The sequence below is a fragment of the Orlajensenia leifsoniae genome (assembly GCF_004570845.1).
GTDB lineage: Bacteria > Actinomycetota > Actinomycetes > Actinomycetales > Microbacteriaceae > Orlajensenia > Orlajensenia leifsoniae.
The window spans coordinates 146,679-166,361 of record NZ_SPQZ01000004.1; the positions used below are offsets into that span (position 1 = coordinate 146,679).

Below are 19,683 nucleotides of genomic sequence, written 5' to 3' on the forward strand. Positions count from 1 at the left end.
ACAGCGCGTGCAAACGCTCTCTCGCCCATTTCGCGCGCATCGGGCGAAGGTGACCGATTCGTGATGCCACCACCTTGTGTCCCGGGCGGGCGAGGCACTACCGTGGCGTCTGGAACCGGTTCCCCAGTTCTCCCTGCACACATACTCAATGAGGAGATGAGAAATGAGACTCACGCGGCAACGCCGTCTGTTGATTCCCATGGCCGCAGCAGCCGTCGTCGGACTGGCTCTCACCGGATGTACCGGTGACGAAGCCGCCGGCAACAAGGCCGACACCGATTGCGCCCCCTACGAGAGCTACGGAAGTTTCGATTCCGGCACCGAGGTCAGCGTCTACGGCACGATCAGCGACACCGAAGCAGATCTGTTGAACGAGTCGTGGAAGGACTTCGAGACCTGCACCGGCATCGATGTGAAGTACGAGCCGAGCAAGGAATTCGAGACGCAGATCAACGTTCGCGCCCAGGGTGGAAACCCGCCCGACATCGCGATCTTCCCCCAGCCCGGCCTGTTCGCGGCCCAGGTCGATGGCGGGTACATCAAGAAGCCCTCTCAGGCCGTCGTGGACAACGCGACGAAGTTCTGGTCCGAGGACTGGCAGAAGTACGGCACCGTCAACGACGAGATCTGGGGTGCTCCGCTCATGGCGAGCGTCAAGGGCTACGTCTGGTACTCGCCGGCGACCTTCGAGGAGAACGGCTGGGAGGTGCCGACCACGCTCGACGAGCTGGCGACGCTGACCGCCGACATCCAGAAGTCGGGCGCCGTCGACAAGCCCTGGTGCGTCGGCTTCGCATCGGGCGACGCGACCGGATGGCCGGGCACCGACTGGGTGGAGGACTTCGTGCTCCGCGAGCAGGGTCCCGACGTCTACGACCAGTGGGTCACGAACGAAGTGAAGTTCACCGACCCGAAGATCCAGGGCGCATTCGACTCCGTGGGTGACTACATCCGCAACCCCGACTACGTGAACGGCGGTCTCGGTGGAGTCGACTCCATCGCGACGACGGAGTTCGGCGACGCGGGCCTCCCCATCCTCGACGGCACCTGCGCGCTGCACCACCAGGCGACGTTCTACGAGGGCTTCTGGCCCGAGGGCACGACTGTCGCTGAAGACGGCGACGTCTGGGCCTTCCTGCTCCCGGGCACCGAGGCCGGCGCCAGCGCCGTCACCGGTGGTGGCGAGATCGTGGGCAAGTACCGCGACGCCGACGAGGTCGACGCTCTGCAGACGTACCTCTCGACCGACACGTGGGCCAACAACCGCGTGAAGCTCGGCGGCGTCATCAGCGCCAACAACGGCCTCGACCCCGAGAACGCCTCGAGTGAACTGCTCAAGACGGCCGTCGCCACGCTGCAGGACCCGAACACCACGTTCCGCTTCGACGCATCCGACCTCATGCCGGGTGCCGTGGGAGCCGGGTCGTTCTGGAAGGGCATGGTCGACTGGATCGGTGGCAAGTCCACCGCTGACACGACCACGTTCATCCAGGACAGCTGGCCGCAGTAGTCCTCCGGACTCCTGCTGCAATAACATCTGATCCAGTGGGGCCGCGCGGGCAGCCGCGCGGCCCCACTGCAACCTCAACGTGGAGGAGACCCGAATGACGACTGCCGATCTCATCGGAAAGATACTTCAGCTGGTCGGTGGCGTTGCGATCTTCGCGGCCGTCGTCGGGCTGATCCTGTTCTTCATCGACAAAGCACCCAAGCGCGGTCGCGACGTGCTGCAACTCATCGCCTTCCTGGCGCCGGCCGTGATCCTTCTGGGCATCGGCCTCGTCTACCCGGCCATCCGCACGGGCATCGCCGCCTTCGCGAACAAGTCGGGCGAGTTCATCGGGCTCGACAATTTCGTCTGGATGTTCACCCAGCCTGAAGCGCTCATCACTCTGCGCAACACCATCATCTGGGTGATCCTCGTGCCGACGATCTCGACGGTGATCGGTCTGGCCTACGCCAACTTCATCGACCGTTCCCGCGGCGAGAAGATCTACAAGTCACTGATCTTCATGCCGTTCGCCATCTCCTTCGTCGGCGCCGGCATCATCTGGAAGTTCGTCTACGAGTACCGTCCGGAGGGACGGGACCAGATCGGACTCCTCAACCAGATCATGGTCTGGCTCGGTCAGGAGCCGGTGCTCTGGCTGCAGACGGCTCCGATGAACACGATCCTGCTGATCATCGTGATGATCTGGGTGCAGACCGGATTCGCTGTCGTGGTGCTCTCGGCATCCATCAAGGGCATCCCGGCCGAACAGCTCGAAGCGGCTGAACTCGACGGTACGAACGGGTGGCAACGGTTCACGAATGTCGTGCTCCCCGGTATCCGTGGTGCCCTCGTGGTCGTCGTGACCACGATCTCCATCGCCACCCTCAAGGTGTTCGACATCGTGCGCACCATGACCGGCGGAAACTTCGAGACCAGCGTCGTCGCCAACGAGATGTACACGCAGGCGTTCCGCGCCCTCGAACCCGGTCGTGGCTCGGCACTCGCCCTCATCCTGTTCGTGCTCGTGCTGCCCATCGTGGTCTACAACGTTCGCGTCCTCCGCAAGCAGAAGGAGATCCGATGACCTACACACCGGTCGAGATTCCCCTCGACGACGAGACCAAGAAGGAATTCCAGCGCGGCTTCAATGCCGACGGCACCAAGGCGGCGCGCGTCAAGAAGCGGCTCACGTCGCGGACGGCGACGATCGTCTCGCTCATCATCGCCGTCATCTGGATCATCCCCACCTTCGGCCTGTTCATCTCCTCCTTCCGTCCAGAGGAGTTGATCAAGACCACCGGCTGGTGGACGATCTTCCAGAACCCGGGCTTCACGCTCGACAACTACAAGGAGGTGCTGTTCTCCTCGTCGTCCTCGTCGCCTCAGCTCGGCGCCTACTTCGTGAACTCGCTCGCGATCACGATCCCCGTCGTGGTGTTCGCGACGGTGCTGGCGGCCATGGCCGCCTACGCGCTGGCCTGGATCCCGTTCAAGGGCGCCGGCTGGATCTTCATCGTGATCTTCGCGCTGCAGATCGTGCCGCTGCAGATGGCACTCATCCCGTTGCTGCAGATGTTCACGACGTGGATCCTCCCGATCCAGCGCTTCGTGCACGACATCATCCCCATCATCCCCGAGCAGTCGTACGTGCAGGTCTGGATCGCGCACACGATCTTCGGCCTGCCGCTGGCGATCTTCCTGCTGCACAACTTCATCTCGGAGATCCCCGGGGAGCTCATCGAGGCTGCCCGCGTCGACGGGGCGAACCACGGGCAGATCTTCCTGCGCATCATCCTCCCGCTGTCGGTGCCGATCCTCGCGTCGTTCGCCATCTTCCAGTTCCTGTGGGTCTGGAACGACCTGCTGGTGGCGCTCGTGTTCTCCGGAGGAACACCGGATGTCGCTCCACTGACACAACGATTGGCCGAGCTCACGGGTAACCGAGGTCAGGAGTGGCAGCGACTCACGGCTGCCGCGTTCATCTCGCTGATCGTGCCGCTCATCGTGTTCTTCAGCCTGCAGCGCTACTTCGTGCGCGGCCTGCTGGCGGGCTCGACGAAGGGGTAGCCGCAGCGCCTCCTTCCATATGCAGGATGAGAGCCGACTCGTGCCCCTACGGGAGCTGAGTCGGCTCTCATCCTGCATCTGCGCGTCAGCTGCCAGCGGAACAGGGGCACCGGATGCCGCTGCTCACGCGCCTAGGCTGAATCCATGAGCATGGGCAGCGGGATGAGAGGCGGCCCGAAGCGTGCCACTCTCGGTGAGGGCGGCGGAACGGCCAGCAGCGCGCCGCGGCACGGTCCGGTCGACATCCAGGCGCAGAAGGCGGCCAACGCCGATGCGCCCCGCATCCCGCACCTCGGGCGACGGATCATGGACCTGTTCGCCCCGCACCGTGCGGCTCTCACGCTCACGGTCGTGCTGGTCATCGTCACGGCCGGCCTGTCCGTCATCCCGCCGCTGCTCACCCAGCGAGCCTTCGACGACGGCCTGTTCCCGCCGAGTGGCGGGCCGAACCTGCCCGTGCTCGGCACCATCGTCGCCGCGATGATCGCCGTGTTCATCGTCAGTGCTCTGCTCGGCGTCTGGCAGGCGTACCTCACCGCCACGGTCGGCAACAAGGTGATGGGCGCCCTGCGGGTGCGTCTGTTCACTCACCTGCAGGCGATGGAGCTCGGCTTCTTCACGCGTACGAAGACCGGCGTCATCCAGTCGCGCCTGCAGAACGACGTCGGCGGGGTCGCCGGCGTCCTGACCAACACCGTGTCGAGCGTGCTCGGCAACACCGTGACGGTCATCTCGGCATTCATCGCCATGCTCATCCTCGACTGGCGGCTCACGATCGTGGCCGTGGTGCTGATGCCGTTCATGGTCATCGCCCAGCGCCGCGTCGGGCAGGTGCGCGCGCGCATCGCAGGCCAGACCCAGGAGTCGCTCTCCGAGATGACCGCCATCACGCAGGAGACGCTGAGCGTCTCGGGCATCCTGCTGTCCAAGGCCTTCGCCAGGCAGCAGACGGAGATCGGCCGATACTCCGACGAGAACAGGAACCAGATCAGCCTGCAGGTGCGGCAGGCCATGAGCGGACAGTGGTTCTTCGCCCTGGTCACCATCTTCCTCTCCAGCGTTCCGGCCATCGTCTACCTCCTGGCCGGCTACCTCGCCGTCGGCGGGGCCGAGACGATCACCGCCGGAACCATCGTCGCCTTCACCACGGTGCAGTCACGTCTGCTGTTCCCGCTCATCGGCCTCATGCGCGTCGCCCTCGACCTGCAGACCTCCGGCGCGCTCTTCGCCCGCATCTTCGAGTACCTCGACCTGCGGCCGGCGATCACCGACGCTCCCGACGCCCGGTCCGTGCCCGAGGGCGACCTGCTCGGGAAGGTCGAGTTCGACCACGTCTCCTTCTTCTACCCGGATGCCGCAGGCGAGGCGCATCCGACCCTCGACGACGTCTCCTTCACCATCGAGCGGGGCCAGTTCGCCGCCTTCGTCGGGCCGAGCGGCGCCGGCAAGACCACGGTGTCGTACCTGGTGCCCCGGCTCTACGAGGTGAGTGGGGGAGCGGTGCGCTTCTCGGGGGTCGACGTGCGCGAACTCGAGCAGAGCTCCCTCGTCGACCACATCGGCATCGTCAGCCAGGAGACCTATCTCTTCCACGCGACCATCGCCGAGAACCTGCGCTACGCCAAGCCCGAGGCGACGGATGCCGAGCTCGAGGCCGCAGCGCGCGCCGCGAACATCCACGCCACCATCGCGAGCTTCCCCGACGGGTACGAGACGGTCGTCGGCGAGCGCGGGTATCGGCTCTCCGGGGGAGAGAAGCAGCGGGTCGCGATCGCGCGAGTGCTGCTCAAGGACCCCGAGGTCCTCGTGCTCGACGAGGCGACGAGTGCGCTCGACACCATCTCGGAGCGCGTGGTGCAGGCCGCCATCGATGATGCCGCCCGCGGACGCACGACCATCGCGATCGCGCACAGGCTCTCGACGGTCATCGACGCCGACGTCATCTTCGTGGTCGAGGCCGGCCGCATCGTCGAGAGCGGCACCCACCCCGAGCTGCTCGCCGCTCGAGGCACGTACGCCGAGCTCTACTCGCAGCAGGTGACGGCGCCGGTGGAACCGACCGTCGCAGACTGAGGGTCGGCGGCAGCCTCAGGAATTCTCGGCGAGCATCCCCTGCATCAGCTCGATCTCGGCGGTCTGGCTGGCGACGACGCCGTTCGCGAAGGTCGTCACCACGGCGTTCGAGCTGCGGTCGAGCAGGGACTCGGCCATCTCGAGTGCTCCGCGATGGTGGGCGATCATGAGGGTGAGGAACAGGCGTTCGGCCTCGACCCCCTCAAGGCTCTTCAGCTCGGTGAGCTGGGCATCCGTCGCCATGCCCGGCATAAGGCCGCCGGGGGTGTGGGTCGCGTCGGTGCCGGTGCCGGCCGTGTGGCCGTGGTCGGTTCCGGATGCTCCGGGCCGGGTCATCCACGTCATCGACGGCTCGCTCCCGGCCTGGCTGAGCCCCCATTCGTTCAGCCAGCCGTAGAGCTGGCCGGACTGCTGCCCCTGGGTGGTCGCGATGTCGTAGGCGAGCAGGCGCACGTCGGCGTCATCCGTCGCGTCCCGCACGATCATCGCCATCTCGACGCCCTGCACGTGGTGGGCCTGCATGTCGCGGGCGAAGCCGGCCTCGGCGCTGGTGTCCGTCGGTGTCGGATCGCCGAGGGTGGAGATGCGCCCGAACGAGTACGCGAGCAGCGCCGTCACGACGATCGCCACGATGGCGACGGCGATCACGGCCACGCGTCCGCCCCGGCCCACGCGACCGGCGGCGGGGGCCGCGGCGGCCGAACCGTCGACCGAGTCGTCCTCGCCGGCGACGACCCCGCTGGAGGCGGCGTCGATGGCGCTAGACCTTGCCCGGGGCATCGACGGCTCCGGTGCAGAGGGCGCCGGGCTCCGGAACGTTCTGGCTCTTCCAGTACTCCTCGAGGAAGGCGGAGACGCGCTCGTCGTCGACCGAGTCGACGGCCAGCTGCACGTTCCAGCCGCTCAGCACGACCGGGCTGGGCAGCCCGTCGAAGGGCGAGAGCACGATGTAGCTGCTGGGCAGCTCGGCCTTCAGCGCGCTGAGGTCGGCATCCGACAACGACGGGTCGTAGGTGACCCAGATCGCTCCGTGCTCGAGCGAGTGCACAGCATTCTCATTCGGCACGGGCTCGGTGTAGACGCCGCAGTTGAGCCACGCGGGGTTGTGCGATCCGCCGGCCGGTGGTGTCTGCGGGTAGTCCACCACGCCCTCCACATGCTGCGACTCGTTGTCGAAGGTCTCAACGCCCTCGATCTCGGCGCCGGTTCCTCCGGCGGTGTACTCCTTGGGCTGCGGCGTGAGAACGATCGAGACGACGACGACGGCCACGACGGCGACGGCTGCCACGATGGCCGAGGCGATGCCGATGCGGCGGTTGCGCTTGGATCTGGCCTCCTTGCGGCGGAACTCCTCGAGCTTGGCGGCGCGGTCGTCGGCGCGCTTCTGCTTGATGGACCTCTGCTTGGCAGCGGCCTTCGCGGCGGGAGGAACGGGCGGGACGGGCGGGACAGGCGGAGTGCTGGGGGTCACGGAACAATACGAACGCATCAAGCGCACCCGCAGCTTCGATCGGACGCCTCTCACAGCCCATTCCCAGCCGAACCGGGGCGTGCGCCTTCACCGTCCGAGCTGCAGCCCGGACCACCCTGCGCTGCAGGTCCTGCGACGCGCGCCCGTGATTTCGACCGCATCGTGAAGAAACGACCGCGCAGGCGACGGATTCGCCCGTCGCGCGGCATCCGTCACCGGATAGGGTGGAGCCGTGAACATCTCCCGCTCGTGTTGTCGCCGCTGATCACCACCCCAGCGACCATTTCCCTGTGCCTGCGCACTGACGCGCAGCACGACCGTTAGGACAACACGGATGCATTACGCAGAGACCATCGTCGACCTCGTCGGCAACACGCCGCTCGTCAAGCTCAACCGGGTCACCGACGGCACCGCCGCCACGGTGCTCGTGAAGCTCGAGTACCTGAACCCCGGCGGCTCCGCCAAGGACCGCATCGCGACCCGCATCATCGACGCGGCCGAGCGCGAGGGCAAGCTGAAGACGGGCGGCACCATCGTGGAGCCGACTTCCGGCAACACCGGGGTCGGCCTCGCGCTCGTCGCCCAGCAGCGCGGCTACCGCTGCGTCTTCGTTCTGCCGGACAAGGTCGGCGAGGACAAGCGCAACGTGCTCACCGCCTATGGCGCCGAGGTCGTCGTGACGCCGACCTCCGTGCCGCCCGACCACCCCGAGTCGTACTACAGCGTCTCCGACCGGCTGGTCAGCGAGATCCCGGGCGCGTTCAAGCCCGACCAGTACTCCAACCCCAACGGCCCGCTCAGCCACTACGAGACCACGGGTCCCGAGATCTGGCGCGACACCGACGGGCTCGTGACGCACTTCGTCGCCGGCGTCGGCACGGGTGGCACGATCACCGGCACCGGGCGGTTCCTGCGCGAGCAGTCCGACACCGTGCGGATCATCGGCGCCGACCCCGAGGGCTCCGTCTACTCCGGCGGCACCGGGCGCCCGTACCTCGTCGAGGGCGTCGGCGAGGACTTCTGGCCCACCGCCTACGACCCCAGCGTTCCTCACGAGATCATCGCCGTGACGGATGCGGAGGCCTTCGCCATGACGCGTCGGCTCGCGCTCGAAGAGGGCATCCTCGTCGGCGGGTCGAGCGGCATGGCCGTGGTCGCGGCCCTCCAGGTCGCGAAGGACCTCCCGGCGGATGCCGTCGTCGTCGTGCTGCTTCCCGATGGTGGCCGCGGCTACCTGGCCAAGATCTTCAACGACAAGTGGCTGCGCTCCTACGGGTTCAGCAACGCGCCGACAGGTCACACCGTCGCCAACCTGCTGGCCACGAAGGCCGGGCGCACCGAGCCGCTCGTGTTCACGCATCCCGACGACACCATCCGCGACGCCATCGACCGCATGACCGAGACCGGCGTCTCGCAGCTGCTCGTGCTGAACGCTGAGCCGCCCGTCGTGCTCGGCGAGGTCTCGGGTGCCATCCACGACGAGGAGCTCATGGAGCTCGTCTTCGCCGGCAAGGTGAAGCTCACCGACAAGGTCTCCTCGGTGATCGGCGAGCCGCTGCAGCTCATCGGCGTGAACGAGCCCGTCGCCGCGGCTCGCGCAGCCTTCGCCACCCAGCCGGCCCTGCTCGTGACCGACGGCGGCAAGGTGCTCGGAGTCGTCACCCGCTCCGACCTGCTCAGCTACCTCGGCGCCTAGGAGAACACCATGACCACCTCAGACCGCTTCGCCACCCGCGCCATCCACGCCGGCCAGGAGTTCGACCCCACCACGGGCGCCGTCATCCCGCCGATCTACCAGACCTCCACCTTCGTGCAGGAGAGCATCGGCTCGCTGCGCGGCGGCTACGAGTACGCCCGCTCCGGCAACCCGACGCGCACGGCTCTCGAGACCCTGCTCGCCGCTCTCGAGGGGGGAAAGCACGGCCTCTCGTTCGCTTCGGGCCTCGCCGCCGAAGACGCCCTGCTGCGCGCGGTGCTGCAGCCCGGCGACCACGTGGTGCTGGGCAACGACGTCTACGGCGGGACCTACCGGCTGATCAACCGCGTGCACGGAGCCTGGGGCATCCGGAACACCCCGGTCGACCTCGCCGACCTCGATGCCGTCCGGGCGGCGGTGGCCACCGAGGCCACTCGCATCCTCTGGATCGAGACTCCGTCGAACCCGCTGATGAAGATCAGCGACGTGGCCGCCCTCGTCGAGATCGGCCACGTGGCCGGCGTCCTCGTCGTGGTCGACAACACCTTCGCGTCTCCTGCGCTCCAGCAGCCGATGGCCCTCGGCGCCGACGTGATCGTGCACTCCACCACCAAGTACCTCGGCGGCCACTCCGACGTGATCGGCGGAGGCCTCGTCATCAACGACGACGAACTGCACGACAAGGTCAAGTTCCTGCAGTTCGCTGCGGGCGCGGTGTCGGCGCCGATGGATGCGTTCCTCACCATCCGCGGCATCAAGACCCTCGACGTGCGCATGGAGCGCCACTCCGCCAACGCCCAGGCCATCGCCGAGGCGCTCGTCGGTCACCCGGCGCTCGAGGCGGTCTACTACCCGGGCCTGCCGTCGCACCCCGGCCACGAGCTGGCCGCGCGCCAGATGTCGGGCTTCGGCGGCATGCTCTCCATCGCCGTTCGCCCGACATCCGGAAGTGGAGCGGATGCCGCTCGCCGCTTCGCCGAGTCGCTCGAGGTGTTCCAGCTGGCCGAGTCGCTGGGCGGCGTCGAGTCGCTGGTGAACTACCCCTCGGCCATGACGCACGCGTCGGTGAAGGGCACCGAGCTCGAGGTGCCCGAGAACGTCGTGCGCCTCTCGGTCGGCATCGAGGACGTCGACGACCTGGTCGCCGACGTGTTGCAGGCACTCGACGCTCGCTGAGGCCCACCCTTCCCCCGGGATCGCAACCCCATGCGCGATGTCGCCCGCACGGAGTAGAACAGTACGCATGAGCGAACCGATCAACGACTGGATGGACGCCTACCTGCGCGCGTGGGACTCGAACGAGCCCGACGACATCCGTGCCCTCTTCACCGAAGACGCCGAGTACTACACGCTGCCCGGCCGACCGGCGAAGGCCGGCATCGAGGCGATCCTGGCCTGGTGGGACGACGCGCGCGACGAGGCGGGGGACTACACCTTCCGTTGGGAGCCGGTCTCGGTCACCCCGAATCGGGCCGTCATCCAGGGCTACACCGACTACCGCGAACGCGAGGGGTACCACAACCTCTGGATCATCGACTTCGCGCCCGATGGTCGGGCCAGCCGCTTCACCGAGTGGTGGGTCGAGGTTCCGGCTGACGGATCCGGGCCGAAGGGTGCGACCCTGCCGACGTCCGAGGACTGACGCCGGGGCGACGCACGTAATGGCAGGATTTCGACGAACATCGCCGTTCCTGCCAGCGTGACGAGACGGGTCGCTCGGGCATAGTGGACGAGTGACCAGCACCGCGACCAGAACCGTCGAGAACGGGCCGAGCGGCGAGCCGACCGTGCACCAGGGGTCTCTCGGCCTCGCTCGCGGCACGGCGCTCTACATCGCCGCGGTGCTCGGCACGGGCATCCTGGTGCTGCCCGGGCTCGCGGCATCCGTCGCCGGACCGGCCTCGATCATCGCCGTGGCCGCGGTGTTCCTGCTGTCGATACCGCTGGCCGGCACCTTCGCGGCCCTCGCCTCGCGCTACCCCGACCCCGGCGGTGTCGCCAGCTATGCCCGCCGAGCCCTCGGCGACGTCTGGGCCCGCATGGCCGGCTACTGGTTCTACTTCGGCGTCTGCGTCGGCGCCCCGGTTGTCGGTGTGCTCGGTGCCGAGTACGTCGTCGCCGTGCTCGGAGTCGACCACGCCGCCGTCGCCTGGGTGGGCATCGCCATCTTCGTGCCGCCCTTCGTCATCAACTTCTTCGGTGTGCGCGTCTCGGGCGCCCTGCAGCTGGTGCTCACGGCCCTGCTCCTGGTCGTCGTGGTCGGAGTGGTCGCGGTGAGTTCTCCGCAGTCGGATGCCGCGAACTTCCAGCCCTTCCTCCCGCATGGCATCGCCGGCATCGGCACGGCGATCAGCCTGTTCCTCTGGGCCTTCGCCGGCTGGGAGGTCGGAACCCACATCGCCGGCGAATTCCGCAACCCGCGCCGGGTCATCCCGATCGCCACGGCGATCGCCGTCGTCGTGGTGGGAGCCGCCTACCTCGCCCTGCAGGTCGTCACGGTCGCCGTGCTCGGAGATGCGGCGGGCACCAGCGCGACGCCCCTCGTCGACCTCGTCGCCGACGGTGCGCCGGGCTACGGCCCGTTCCTCGTCGCCGTGATCGCGGCCGTCGTCGTGGCCGGGGTCGTGAACGCCTACCTCGGCGCCTTCAGCAAGCTGGGCGCGTCGCTGGGACGCGACGGCGACCTGCCTCGCTGGCTGGCCCGGGGCGTGGAGGACGGCGAAGTCCCGCGCCGGAGCCTCTCCGTCGTCGCACTCCTCATCAGCGTCTACTACGCGCTGATGGCGGCGAGCGGATTCGAGCTCACGCCGTTCATCCTCGTGCACACCAGCAGCATGGCCGCGATCTACGCCATCGGCATGATCGCCGCCATGCGCCTGCTCGCCACCTGGAGCCTCGGCTGGTGGATGGCCGTGGTCTCGACCGTTCTGACGGCCGGCCTGCTCGCGCTCGCGGGGCCCAACCTCATCATCCCGGCGGTGCTTGCCGTCGCGGCCGTGATCGTCGGCCTCATCAAACGCAGAACGAAACGAGAGTGAGAACCTGACATGTCCGAGTACCGTGCCCGCTTCAACGCCGAGGTCGCCTTCATCAACGGAGGCGATCTCCGAGTCAGCGACTTCAGGCTCGACCTGCCGTCGGCCACGGTGACCGAGTCCGAGCTTGCCGAGCTGTTCGTGCGCCACCTCGGGCTCGCCCTCGTCGAGAGCGTCGACATCACCGGGCTCAGCGTGGTGGAGGAACAGCACAAGGGCTCGCGGGGAACGGATGCCCACGCCTCCACCTCAGCTCACGTCGTCGACCTCAGCCACACGGTCTCCGCCGGCCTTGTGACCTACCCGGGCCTGCCGGCACCGGTGATCACGCCGCACCTCACTCGCGAGGACTCCCGCGCCAAGTACGCGCCGGGTACCGAGTTCGCCCTGGACGTCATCACGATGATCGGCAACACCGGCACGTACCTCGACAGCCCGTTCCACCGCTACGAGGGCGGTACCGACCTGTCCGGCCTCGAACTCGAGACGCTCGTGGGGCTCCGCGCCGAGGTCTTCCACCTCGACGACGTCGACTGGGGAACGGATGCCGCCACCCGGGGCATCCCGGCCTCGGTGTTCTTCGACCGCGACCTGGCCGGGTCAGCGGTGCTGCTTCACACGGGCTGGGACGTGCACTTCGGCCAGCCCGCCTACGCGACGGGCTCGCCGTTCCTGACCGAGGCCGGCGTGCGCCACCTCGTCGATGCCGGCGTCACGCTCGTGGGCATCGACTCGCTCAACATCGATGACACCGAGAGCGGGGGAGAGCGCCCGGCCCACAGCCTGCTGCTCGACGCCGGCATCCACGTCGTGGAGCACCTCACCAACCTGGGCGCGGTTCCGGCCCGCGGCGCACGCTTCACGGCTGTGCCGCCGAAGGTCGCCGACTTCGGCACGTTCCCTGTGCGGGCCTTCGCCGAGATCCCCGGTCGCTGACGGCCTCAGCGGGCGGAGGATGTCACGCAACCCCTCGCATCCGTCACTCGCTCAGGCGCAGGATGGAGACATGGCTACTGAGATCCCGACGTACACCCTGAACGACTCGACCTCGATCCCTGTGATCGGGCTGGGCACCTACGGACTCCGCGGCGCAGCGGGCACCGAGGCCGTCGCCGCGGCGATCGGCAGCGGCTATCGCCTGCTCGACACGGCGCTCAATTACGAGAACGAGCGCGAGGTCGGCGACGGCATCCGTGTCTCCGGGATCGATCGCAGCGAGATCATCGTGACCTCGAAGATCCCGGGGCGTCACCATGGCTACGACGAGACGTTCGGCAGCTTCGCCGAGTCGTCGACGAACCTCCGACTCGACGTCATCGACCTCTACCTGATCCACTGGCCGTTGCCCGGAGTCGACAAGTACCTCGACACCTGGAAGGCCATGATCGCGTTGCGTGACGAGGGCAAGGTGCGCTCCATCGGCGTCAGCAACTTCACCGAGGAGCACCTCGATCGCATCATCGGCGAGACCGGCGTGACCCCGGCCGTCAACCAGGTCGAGCTGCACCCGTACTTCCCGCAGGCCTCCCTGCGTGCATTCCACGAGCGGCATGCGATCCGCACGGAGTCGTGGAGCCCCCTCGCGATGCGCAGCGAGCTCACCCGCGAGCCTCTTCTCGTCGCCATCGCCGACAGCCACAGCGTCACTCCGACGCAGGCCGTGCTGCGCTGGCACCTGCAGCTCGGCTCCATTCCCATCCCGAAGTCGGCGGATGCCGCCCGCCAGCGCGAGAACCTCGACGTGTTCGACTTCGAGCTGAGTGACGACGAGGTCGCCGCGATCTCCTCCCTTGAGCGCGGACGCCTCTGGGGAGCCGACCCGACCACCCACGAGGAGTTCTAGCGCACGCTGGCGCTGGCGCCCCGGTCTCTTCTCATGCGTGGCCCGAGAACGTAGTTCGCGCGGGTGCGTGGGGGATGTCACCCGCGCGAACACCGTTCTCGACGACGGGCACCCGCGCGAACTCCGTTCTCGGCGGCGGCGGCGCCGACGGGCGTCCTAGGATCGAACGAGTGAGCAGCGACACCGAATCGAGCGCGGAGGCCGAGGCACTTCGGCCGCGGACTCCGCCCGAGCCTCAGCGACCGGAGGCTGGCACGACGCCGATCGCCGCCGCACCCTCCCCGTGGGTGCTGGTCGGACTCATCTCGCTCATCGTGCTGAGCGCGTTCGAGTCGCTGGCGATCATGACGGCCATGCCGCTGGTCACGGCCGACCTCGACGGCGCCAACGCCTACGCCCTCGCCTTCTCGGCGCCCATCGCCGCCGGGGTGATCGGCATGATCCTCGCCGGCGACTGGGCCGACAGGAGGGGGCCGCGCGCCCCGCTCTACGCGGCCGTCATCGCGCTGACCGTCGGCCTGCTGATCGCCGGGCTGGCCCCGTCGATGCCGGTCTTCATCGGCGGGCGCATCATCCAGGGCATCGGCGGCGGTGCGATCACCGTGCCCATCTACGTGATCGTGGCGCGCGTCTACCCCGAGGAGCGGCATCCGCGCATCTTCGCGTCGTTCGCCGCGGCCTGGGTGCTGCCCTCGCTCATCGGTCCGGTCATCGCCGGTTCCGTGGCGGAATCGGTCGGCTGGCGCTGGGTCTTCCTCGGTGTCGTCGCTCTCGTCGTCGCCGCCCTCGCCATGGTCGGCATCGCCCTCCGCGGCAGGCTGACGGATGCCGCCGGCACGGCGCCGCGCTGGACGCCGGTACGCCTCGGCTGGTCCGTGCTCGCGGCGGCGGCCGTGCTCGCCCTCACCCTCACCGCCGAACTCGACGGAGCGCTGCGCTGGATCGTGGCCGTCGTCGCCGTGGTCGTGGCAGCCGTCGCCCTGATCCCGCTCGTGCCGCCGGGAACCCTGCGCTCGGCGTGGGGGCTGCCCTCGGTCGTGCTCGTGCGGCTTCTCATGGCTGCGGCGTTCTTCGGAGCCGAGGCCTACGTGCCCTATCTGCTCGTGAAGCAGTACGACTACACCGCCGCGTTCGCCGGACTGGCCCTCACCGGTGCCGGCGTGGCGTGGGCGCTCGGCTCGCACCTGCAGGGACGAGCCGGGTACCGCATCGCGAGCGCCGACGTCGTGCGCTGGGGCGCGACCGGACTGTTCGCCGGCATCGTGATCGTCGGGGTGACCAGCGCGCTGCACCTGTCGCCGTTCCTGGCGATCGGCGGCTGGGTCGCCGCGGGTGTCGGCATGGGGTTCGGCTACCCGCGGCTCTCCGTCCTGACCCTCGAGTACTCCGACGTCGGCAACCAGGGCGCCAACAGTTCGGCCCTCGCCATCGCCGACGCCCTCGGTGCGGCAGCGGCTCTCGCGGCCACGGCCCTCGCCGTCGTGACGGCAGCCGGAACGTCGGCAGAGGAGGCGTCGGCCGCCCAGTCGAGCGCCGGATTCACCGCGGCGTTCGCCGTCGCGGCCGCCTGCGGGTTCGCCGCCCTGCTGCTGGGGGCTCGCGTTCGCCGTCGATAGCCCGCGCGGCATATGTGCGTGGTGCAGCCGAAGTTCGGCGTCGATTGTCGTGCTGTCACACGATCCGCGCGATGTGACTGTCACATCGTGAACTTTCGCATCCGCCGCTCGTGTGCATAATTGATCTGAGCTTTTCCATGTGAACGTGAACATCCGAACGGTCCGTCAATGTCGCCAGAGCCGCAGAAGGGGCGAGCGCCCTCGATCCGCGATGTCGCGCGCCTTGCGGACGTCTCGCATCAGACCGTCTCCCGAGTGCTGAACGGGCACCCCAGCATCCGTGACGAGACGCGTCAACGGGTGCTCGATGCCATGGAGGCCCTGAAGTACCGGCCCAACCGCGCCGCCCGAGCCCTGGTCACCAGCCGGTCGCGCACCATCGGCGTGCTGTCGGCGACGACGGGCGAGTACGGCCCGTCGTCGAGCATCGCCGCCATCGAGGATGCCGCTCGCGAGGCGGGGTACTTCGTGAACACCGCGAACCTGGCGGCGTCGACCCCCGCCGCCATCGTCGATGCCCTCAAACACCTGGTGCTGCAGGACGTCGAGGGCCTGATCGTGATGGCGCCGCAGGTGCGGGTCTTCGACGTCCTCGCCGGCATGGCCATGGACATTCCCTATGTGAGCCTGCAGTCGACGGGGCAGAGCGACCATCGGGCCCTCGCCGTCGACCAGATCGCGGGAGCTCGCGCGGCCACCCAGCACCTCATCGATCTCGGTCACCACGAGATCGTGCACCTCGCCGGTCCGCAGGACTGGATCGAGGCCGAGGCGCGCATGCGGGGCTTCCTCGACGCCATCATCGACGCCGACCTGCGCACGCATCCGCCGATCCTCGGCGACTGGACCGCGGACTTCGGGTACTACGCCGGGCGGGAGCTGAGCCGCTACCGCGACTTCAGCGCAGTGTTCGCGGCCAACGACCTCATGGCGATCGGGCTGATGCACGCGTTCCGGGATGCCGGTCTCGATGTTCCGCACGACGTGAGCGTCGTCGGCTTCGACGACATCCCCGTCGCCCAGCACGTGTCTCCGCCGCTCACGACGGTGCACCAGGAGTTCCGCGAGGTGGGTCGTCGGGCGGTGGCGTTGCTGCTCGGCGAGTTGCGCGGCGAACCCGTGTCGCAGAGCGAGGAGATCGTGCCTGCCCTCGTCGTGCGCGGCTCGAGCGGGCCCGTGCACGCCGCCCTCGTTCATTACTGAGCCGTTACGAAAGCGTGACGCGAACTCAACTTGACACCGGTTCGCGGTGGAGGCACTATGAGACGCGATGTGAACGGTCACACGACCGTCACATCGGAAATTCCGACCCATCCCTTTGACATCGGAGTCAGCCCGTGAGCTTCATGCCGCAGACCAGCCGCCCAGCGGTTGCCCTGTCCATGACAGTGACGGACACTCGCGATGCGGGTGCGGCCGATTCCACGTTCAGCCACGGTTCGAAGGGACAGTCAAGCGATGCCGTCTGAGCAGCACCCCATCCTCGAGATGCGCTCGATCACCAAGGAGTTCCCCGGCGTCAAGGCGCTGTCGGAGGTCTCCCTCACGGTGAACGCCGCCGAGGTTCACGCCATCTGCGGCGAGAACGGCGCGGGCAAGTCCACGCTCATGAAGGTCCTCTCGGGCGTCTACCCCGCGGGCACCTACACCGGTGAGATCGTCTTCCGCGGCGAGAAGGTGGAGTTCAAGGACATCCGCTCGAGCGAGAACGCGGGCATCGTCATCATCCACCAGGAGCTGGCGCTCATCCCCGAGCTCTCCATCACCGAGAACATCTTCCTCGGCAACGAGCTGGCCCACCGCGGCGTCATCGACTGGGTCGAGGCGAAGGCGAAGGCCACCGAGCTCCTCGCCCGTGTCGGCCTCGACGAGGACCCCGACCGCCAGATCAAGAACATCGGCGTCGGCAAGCAGCAGCTGGTCGAGATCGCCAAGGCGCTCAACAAGGACGTCAAGCTCCTCATCCTCGACGAGCCGACGGCCGCACTGAACGAGAACGACTCGCAGCACCTGCTCGACCTCATCCGAGGCCTCAAGGGCAAGGGCATCGCGTCGATCATGATCTCCCACAAGCTCAACGAGATCGAGCAGGTCGCCGACTCCATCACGATCATCCGAGACGGCAAGACCATCGAGACCCTCGATATCGCCGCTGGCGAGATCAACGAGGACCGCATCATCCGCGGCATGGTCGGCCGCAGCCTCGAGAGCCGCTTCCCCGACCGCACCCCGAACATCGGCGATGTGTTCTTCGAGGTCAAGGACTGGACCGTTCAGCACCCGCAGGTCGCGGAGCGCCTGGTCGTCAAGGGCTCGAGCCTCTACGTGCGCCGCGGTGAGATCGTCGGACTCGCCGGCCTCATGGGCGCCGGACGCACCGAGCTGGCCATGAGCCTCTTCGGACGCTCCTACGGCAGCTTCGTCTCGGGCACCATCGTCAAGGACGGCGAGGAGATCGAGCTGCGCGACGTGTCGCAGGCCATCGATGCCGGTCTCGCCTACGTGAGCGAGGACCGCAAGGTGCTCGGCCTCAACCTGCTCGACGACATCAAGGCGTCGATCGTCTCGGCCAAGCTGAAGAAGATCTCCCGCGGCCAGGTCGTCGACGACATGCGCGAGTACTCGGTCGCCGAGGAGTACCGCAAGTCGCTGCGCATCAAGGCGCCGAGCGTCGACATGGGGGTGGGCAAGCTCTCCGGTGGAAACCAGCAGAAGGTCGTCCTCGCCAAGTGGATGTTCACCGACCCCGACCTGCTCATCCTCGACGAGCCCACCCGCGGCATCGACGTGGGAGCCAAGTACGAGATCTACACGATCATCCAGGCGCTGGCCGCACAGGGGAAGGGCGTGATCCTCATCTCGAGCGAACTCCCCGAACTCCTCGGCATCGCCGACCGCATCTACACCGTCTTCGAAGGCCAGATCACCGGTGACATCCCCGTGACGGATGCCAACCCCGAAACCCTGATGAAGAGCATGACCTCCGCACGGAAGAGAGTTCAGAACTGATGAGCACCGAAACCAGCTCGACGAAGAAGAGTGGCGGGTTCGCCGACATCAAGAAGATGTTCGGTGGCGGTCAGTCCAACCTGCGCCAGTTCGGCATCCTGGGCAGCCTCATCGTCATCATCCTGTTGTTCCAGGTGTTGACGAACGGCCTGACTCTCTCGCCGACGAACCTCATCAACGTCGTCAACCAGTACTCCTACATCCTGATCCTCGCGATCGGCATGGTCATGGTGATCATCGCCGGCCACATCGACCTCTCGGTCGGTTCGGTCGCGGCGTTCACGGGCATCGTGGTGGCGAAGGCCATGGCCGACTGGAACCTCCCCTGGCCGCTGGCGATCGTGCTCGGCATCGCCGTCGGTGCCGCCATCGGTGCCTGGCAGGGCTTCTGGGTCGCCTACATCGGTGTTCCCGCCTTCATCGTGACCTTGGCCGGCATGCTCATCTTCCGCGGTGGAAACCAGTTCATCGGCCAGTCCACCAGCGTCGCGGTGCCGTCGGAGTTCACCTACATCGGCGCTGGCTACATCCCCGACTTCGGTCCGTTCCCGTTCAGCACGGGCACGATGATCCTCGGCATCCTCGGCGCAGCCTGGATCGTCTACAACGAGTGGCACATCCGCCGCGTGCAGAAGAAGATGGGCTCCACGTCGTCGCCCGTCTGGGTCTCGGTGGTCAAGGTCGTTCTGCTCGCCGGTGTGATCCTCGCCGCCGCCTGGCTGTTCGCCACCGGTCGCGTCGGCACCAGCTTCCCGATCTCGGGCATCATCCTGGTCGCCCTCGTCATCCTCTACTCGTTCATCACCCGCAGCACCATCGGTGGCCGCCACATCTACGCCGTCGGTGGCAACCGCCTCGCCGCGACGCTCTCGGGCGTCAAGGACCGCCGTGTCGACTTCTTCGTCATGATGAACATGTCTGTGCTCGCCTCCCTCGCCGGAATGATCTACGTGGCCCGCGCCACGGCATCCGGCCCGCAGGACGGCAACGGCTGGGAGCTCGACGCGATCGCGTCGGTCTTCATCGGTGGCGCCGCAGTCTCGGGCGGTATCGGTACCGTCATCGGCTCCATCGTCGGTGGTCTGGTCATGGCGTTCCTCAACAACGGTCTCCAGCTCATCGGTGCGGGCGCCGACCTCGTGCAGATCATCAAGGGCCTCGTGCTGCTGATCGCCGTGGGTGTCGACGTCTGGAGCAAGCGCCAGGGTCGCCCGTCGATCTTCGGCATCTGGTCGCAGCGCCGCAAGGCCCGCGCCGCGGCCGATGAGCCCGTGCTCGAGTCGTCAGGCACTGTGCTGCCGACGAACGACAACGCCTCGGCCGAGTCGCTGCGCAGCTGAGCTCGCGGCATCCGTCCCCCGACCTGCACCATCCCTCTCAC

The 19,683-nt window shown here is 67.7% G+C and carries 16 protein-coding genes; 14 read left to right on the forward strand and 2 right to left on the reverse strand.

Translation table 11 applies throughout. From position 1 onward, the window contains the following. The first annotated feature begins 163 nt into the window (after positions 1 to 163). The 4 genes from E4M00_RS11655 to E4M00_RS11670 all read left to right on the forward strand — a co-directional run bounded on the left by E4M00_RS11655 (position 164) and on the right by E4M00_RS11670 (position 5,632). The gene (locus E4M00_RS11655; protein WP_135120696.1) at positions 164 to 1,510 is read left to right on the forward strand and encodes an ABC transporter substrate-binding protein; all 1,347 of its coding nucleotides are present in this window, start codon (positions 164 to 166) and stop codon (positions 1,508 to 1,510) included. A gap of 94 nt (positions 1,511 to 1,604) precedes the next feature. Further along, complete coding sequence (locus E4M00_RS11660; protein WP_135120697.1) at positions 1,605 to 2,576, forward strand: carbohydrate ABC transporter permease; 972 nt, start codon at positions 1,605 to 1,607, stop codon at positions 2,574 to 2,576. Then, positions 2,573 to 3,559 (forward strand): carbohydrate ABC transporter permease, encoded by a 987-nt coding sequence (locus E4M00_RS11665; protein ID WP_135120698.1) that lies wholly within the window; start codon positions 2,573 to 2,575, stop codon positions 3,557 to 3,559. The genes E4M00_RS11660 and E4M00_RS11665 overlap by 4 nt, the downstream gene beginning before the upstream one ends. Positions 3,560 to 3,709: 150 nt before the next feature. Beyond that, positions 3,710 to 5,632 carry an ABC transporter ATP-binding protein gene (locus E4M00_RS11670; RefSeq protein ID WP_135120987.1) on the forward strand — a complete coding sequence of 641 codons (1,923 nt, stop codon included), beginning with the start codon at positions 3,710 to 3,712 and terminating at the stop codon, positions 5,630 to 5,632. A gap of 15 nt (positions 5,633 to 5,647) precedes the next feature. On the opposite strand, the gene E4M00_RS11675 is transcribed toward E4M00_RS11670, so the two are convergent. Together E4M00_RS11675 and E4M00_RS11680 are read right to left on the reverse strand one after the other, a co-directional pair. Beyond that, on the reverse strand, positions 5,648 to 6,412 hold the full coding sequence (locus E4M00_RS11675) for a DUF305 domain-containing protein (protein ID WP_135120699.1): 765 nt from the start codon (positions 6,410 to 6,412) through the stop codon (positions 5,648 to 5,650). Then, a complete protein-coding gene (locus tag E4M00_RS11680) occupies positions 6,393 to 7,103 on the reverse strand; it encodes a thioredoxin-like domain-containing protein (protein WP_240037060.1) in 711 nt (236 codons plus the stop codon). The genes E4M00_RS11675 and E4M00_RS11680 overlap by 20 nt, the downstream gene beginning before the upstream one ends. Before the next feature lie 334 nt (positions 7,104 to 7,437). Between E4M00_RS11680 and E4M00_RS11685 the strand changes: the two genes are divergently transcribed. From E4M00_RS11685 to mmsB, 10 genes are all read left to right on the forward strand, one after another. Further along, positions 7,438 to 8,799, forward strand: coding sequence for a cystathionine beta-synthase (locus tag E4M00_RS11685; RefSeq protein WP_135120701.1), 1,362 nt, complete (start codon positions 7,438 to 7,440; stop codon positions 8,797 to 8,799). Positions 8,800 to 8,808: 9 nt separating this feature from the next. After that, complete coding sequence (locus tag E4M00_RS11690) at positions 8,809 to 9,975, forward strand: cystathionine gamma-synthase (RefSeq protein ID WP_135120702.1); 1,167 nt, start codon at positions 8,809 to 8,811, stop codon at positions 9,973 to 9,975. Positions 9,976 to 10,042: 67 nt separating this feature from the next. Further along, a complete protein-coding gene (locus tag E4M00_RS11695; protein WP_135120703.1) occupies positions 10,043 to 10,441 on the forward strand; it encodes a nuclear transport factor 2 family protein in 399 nt (132 codons plus the stop codon). A gap of 91 nt (positions 10,442 to 10,532) precedes the next feature. Continuing rightward, positions 10,533 to 11,837 (forward strand): APC family permease, encoded by a 1,305-nt coding sequence (locus E4M00_RS11700; protein WP_240037062.1) that lies wholly within the window; start codon positions 10,533 to 10,535, stop codon positions 11,835 to 11,837. A 9-nt stretch (positions 11,838 to 11,846) separates the two neighbouring features. Further along, positions 11,847 to 12,770 (forward strand): cyclase family protein, encoded by a 924-nt coding sequence (locus tag E4M00_RS11705; protein WP_135120704.1) that lies wholly within the window; start codon positions 11,847 to 11,849, stop codon positions 12,768 to 12,770. A 70-nt stretch (positions 12,771 to 12,840) separates the two neighbouring features. Beyond that, positions 12,841 to 13,677 carry an aldo/keto reductase gene (locus E4M00_RS11710; RefSeq protein WP_135120705.1) on the forward strand — a complete coding sequence of 279 codons (837 nt, stop codon included), beginning with the start codon at positions 12,841 to 12,843 and terminating at the stop codon, positions 13,675 to 13,677. A 170-nt stretch (positions 13,678 to 13,847) separates the two neighbouring features. After that, the gene (locus E4M00_RS11715) at positions 13,848 to 15,293 is read left to right on the forward strand and encodes an MFS transporter (protein ID WP_167756881.1); all 1,446 of its coding nucleotides are present in this window, start codon (positions 13,848 to 13,850) and stop codon (positions 15,291 to 15,293) included. A 168-nt stretch (positions 15,294 to 15,461) separates the two neighbouring features. Beyond that, a complete protein-coding gene (locus E4M00_RS11720) occupies positions 15,462 to 16,496 on the forward strand; it encodes a LacI family DNA-binding transcriptional regulator (RefSeq protein ID WP_056168869.1) in 1,035 nt (344 codons plus the stop codon). 255 nt (positions 16,497 to 16,751) lie between these two features. Then, positions 16,752 to 18,302, forward strand: coding sequence for a multiple monosaccharide ABC transporter ATP-binding protein (gene mmsA / locus E4M00_RS11725; protein ID WP_135120707.1), 1,551 nt, complete (start codon positions 16,752 to 16,754; stop codon positions 18,300 to 18,302). Beyond that, positions 18,302 to 19,642, forward strand: a complete 1,341-nt coding sequence (gene mmsB, locus E4M00_RS11730; RefSeq protein WP_055824750.1) for a multiple monosaccharide ABC transporter permease — start codon at positions 18,302 to 18,304, stop codon at positions 19,640 to 19,642. The genes mmsA and mmsB overlap by 1 nt, the downstream gene beginning before the upstream one ends. Positions 19,643 to 19,683 lie beyond the last annotated feature (41 nt).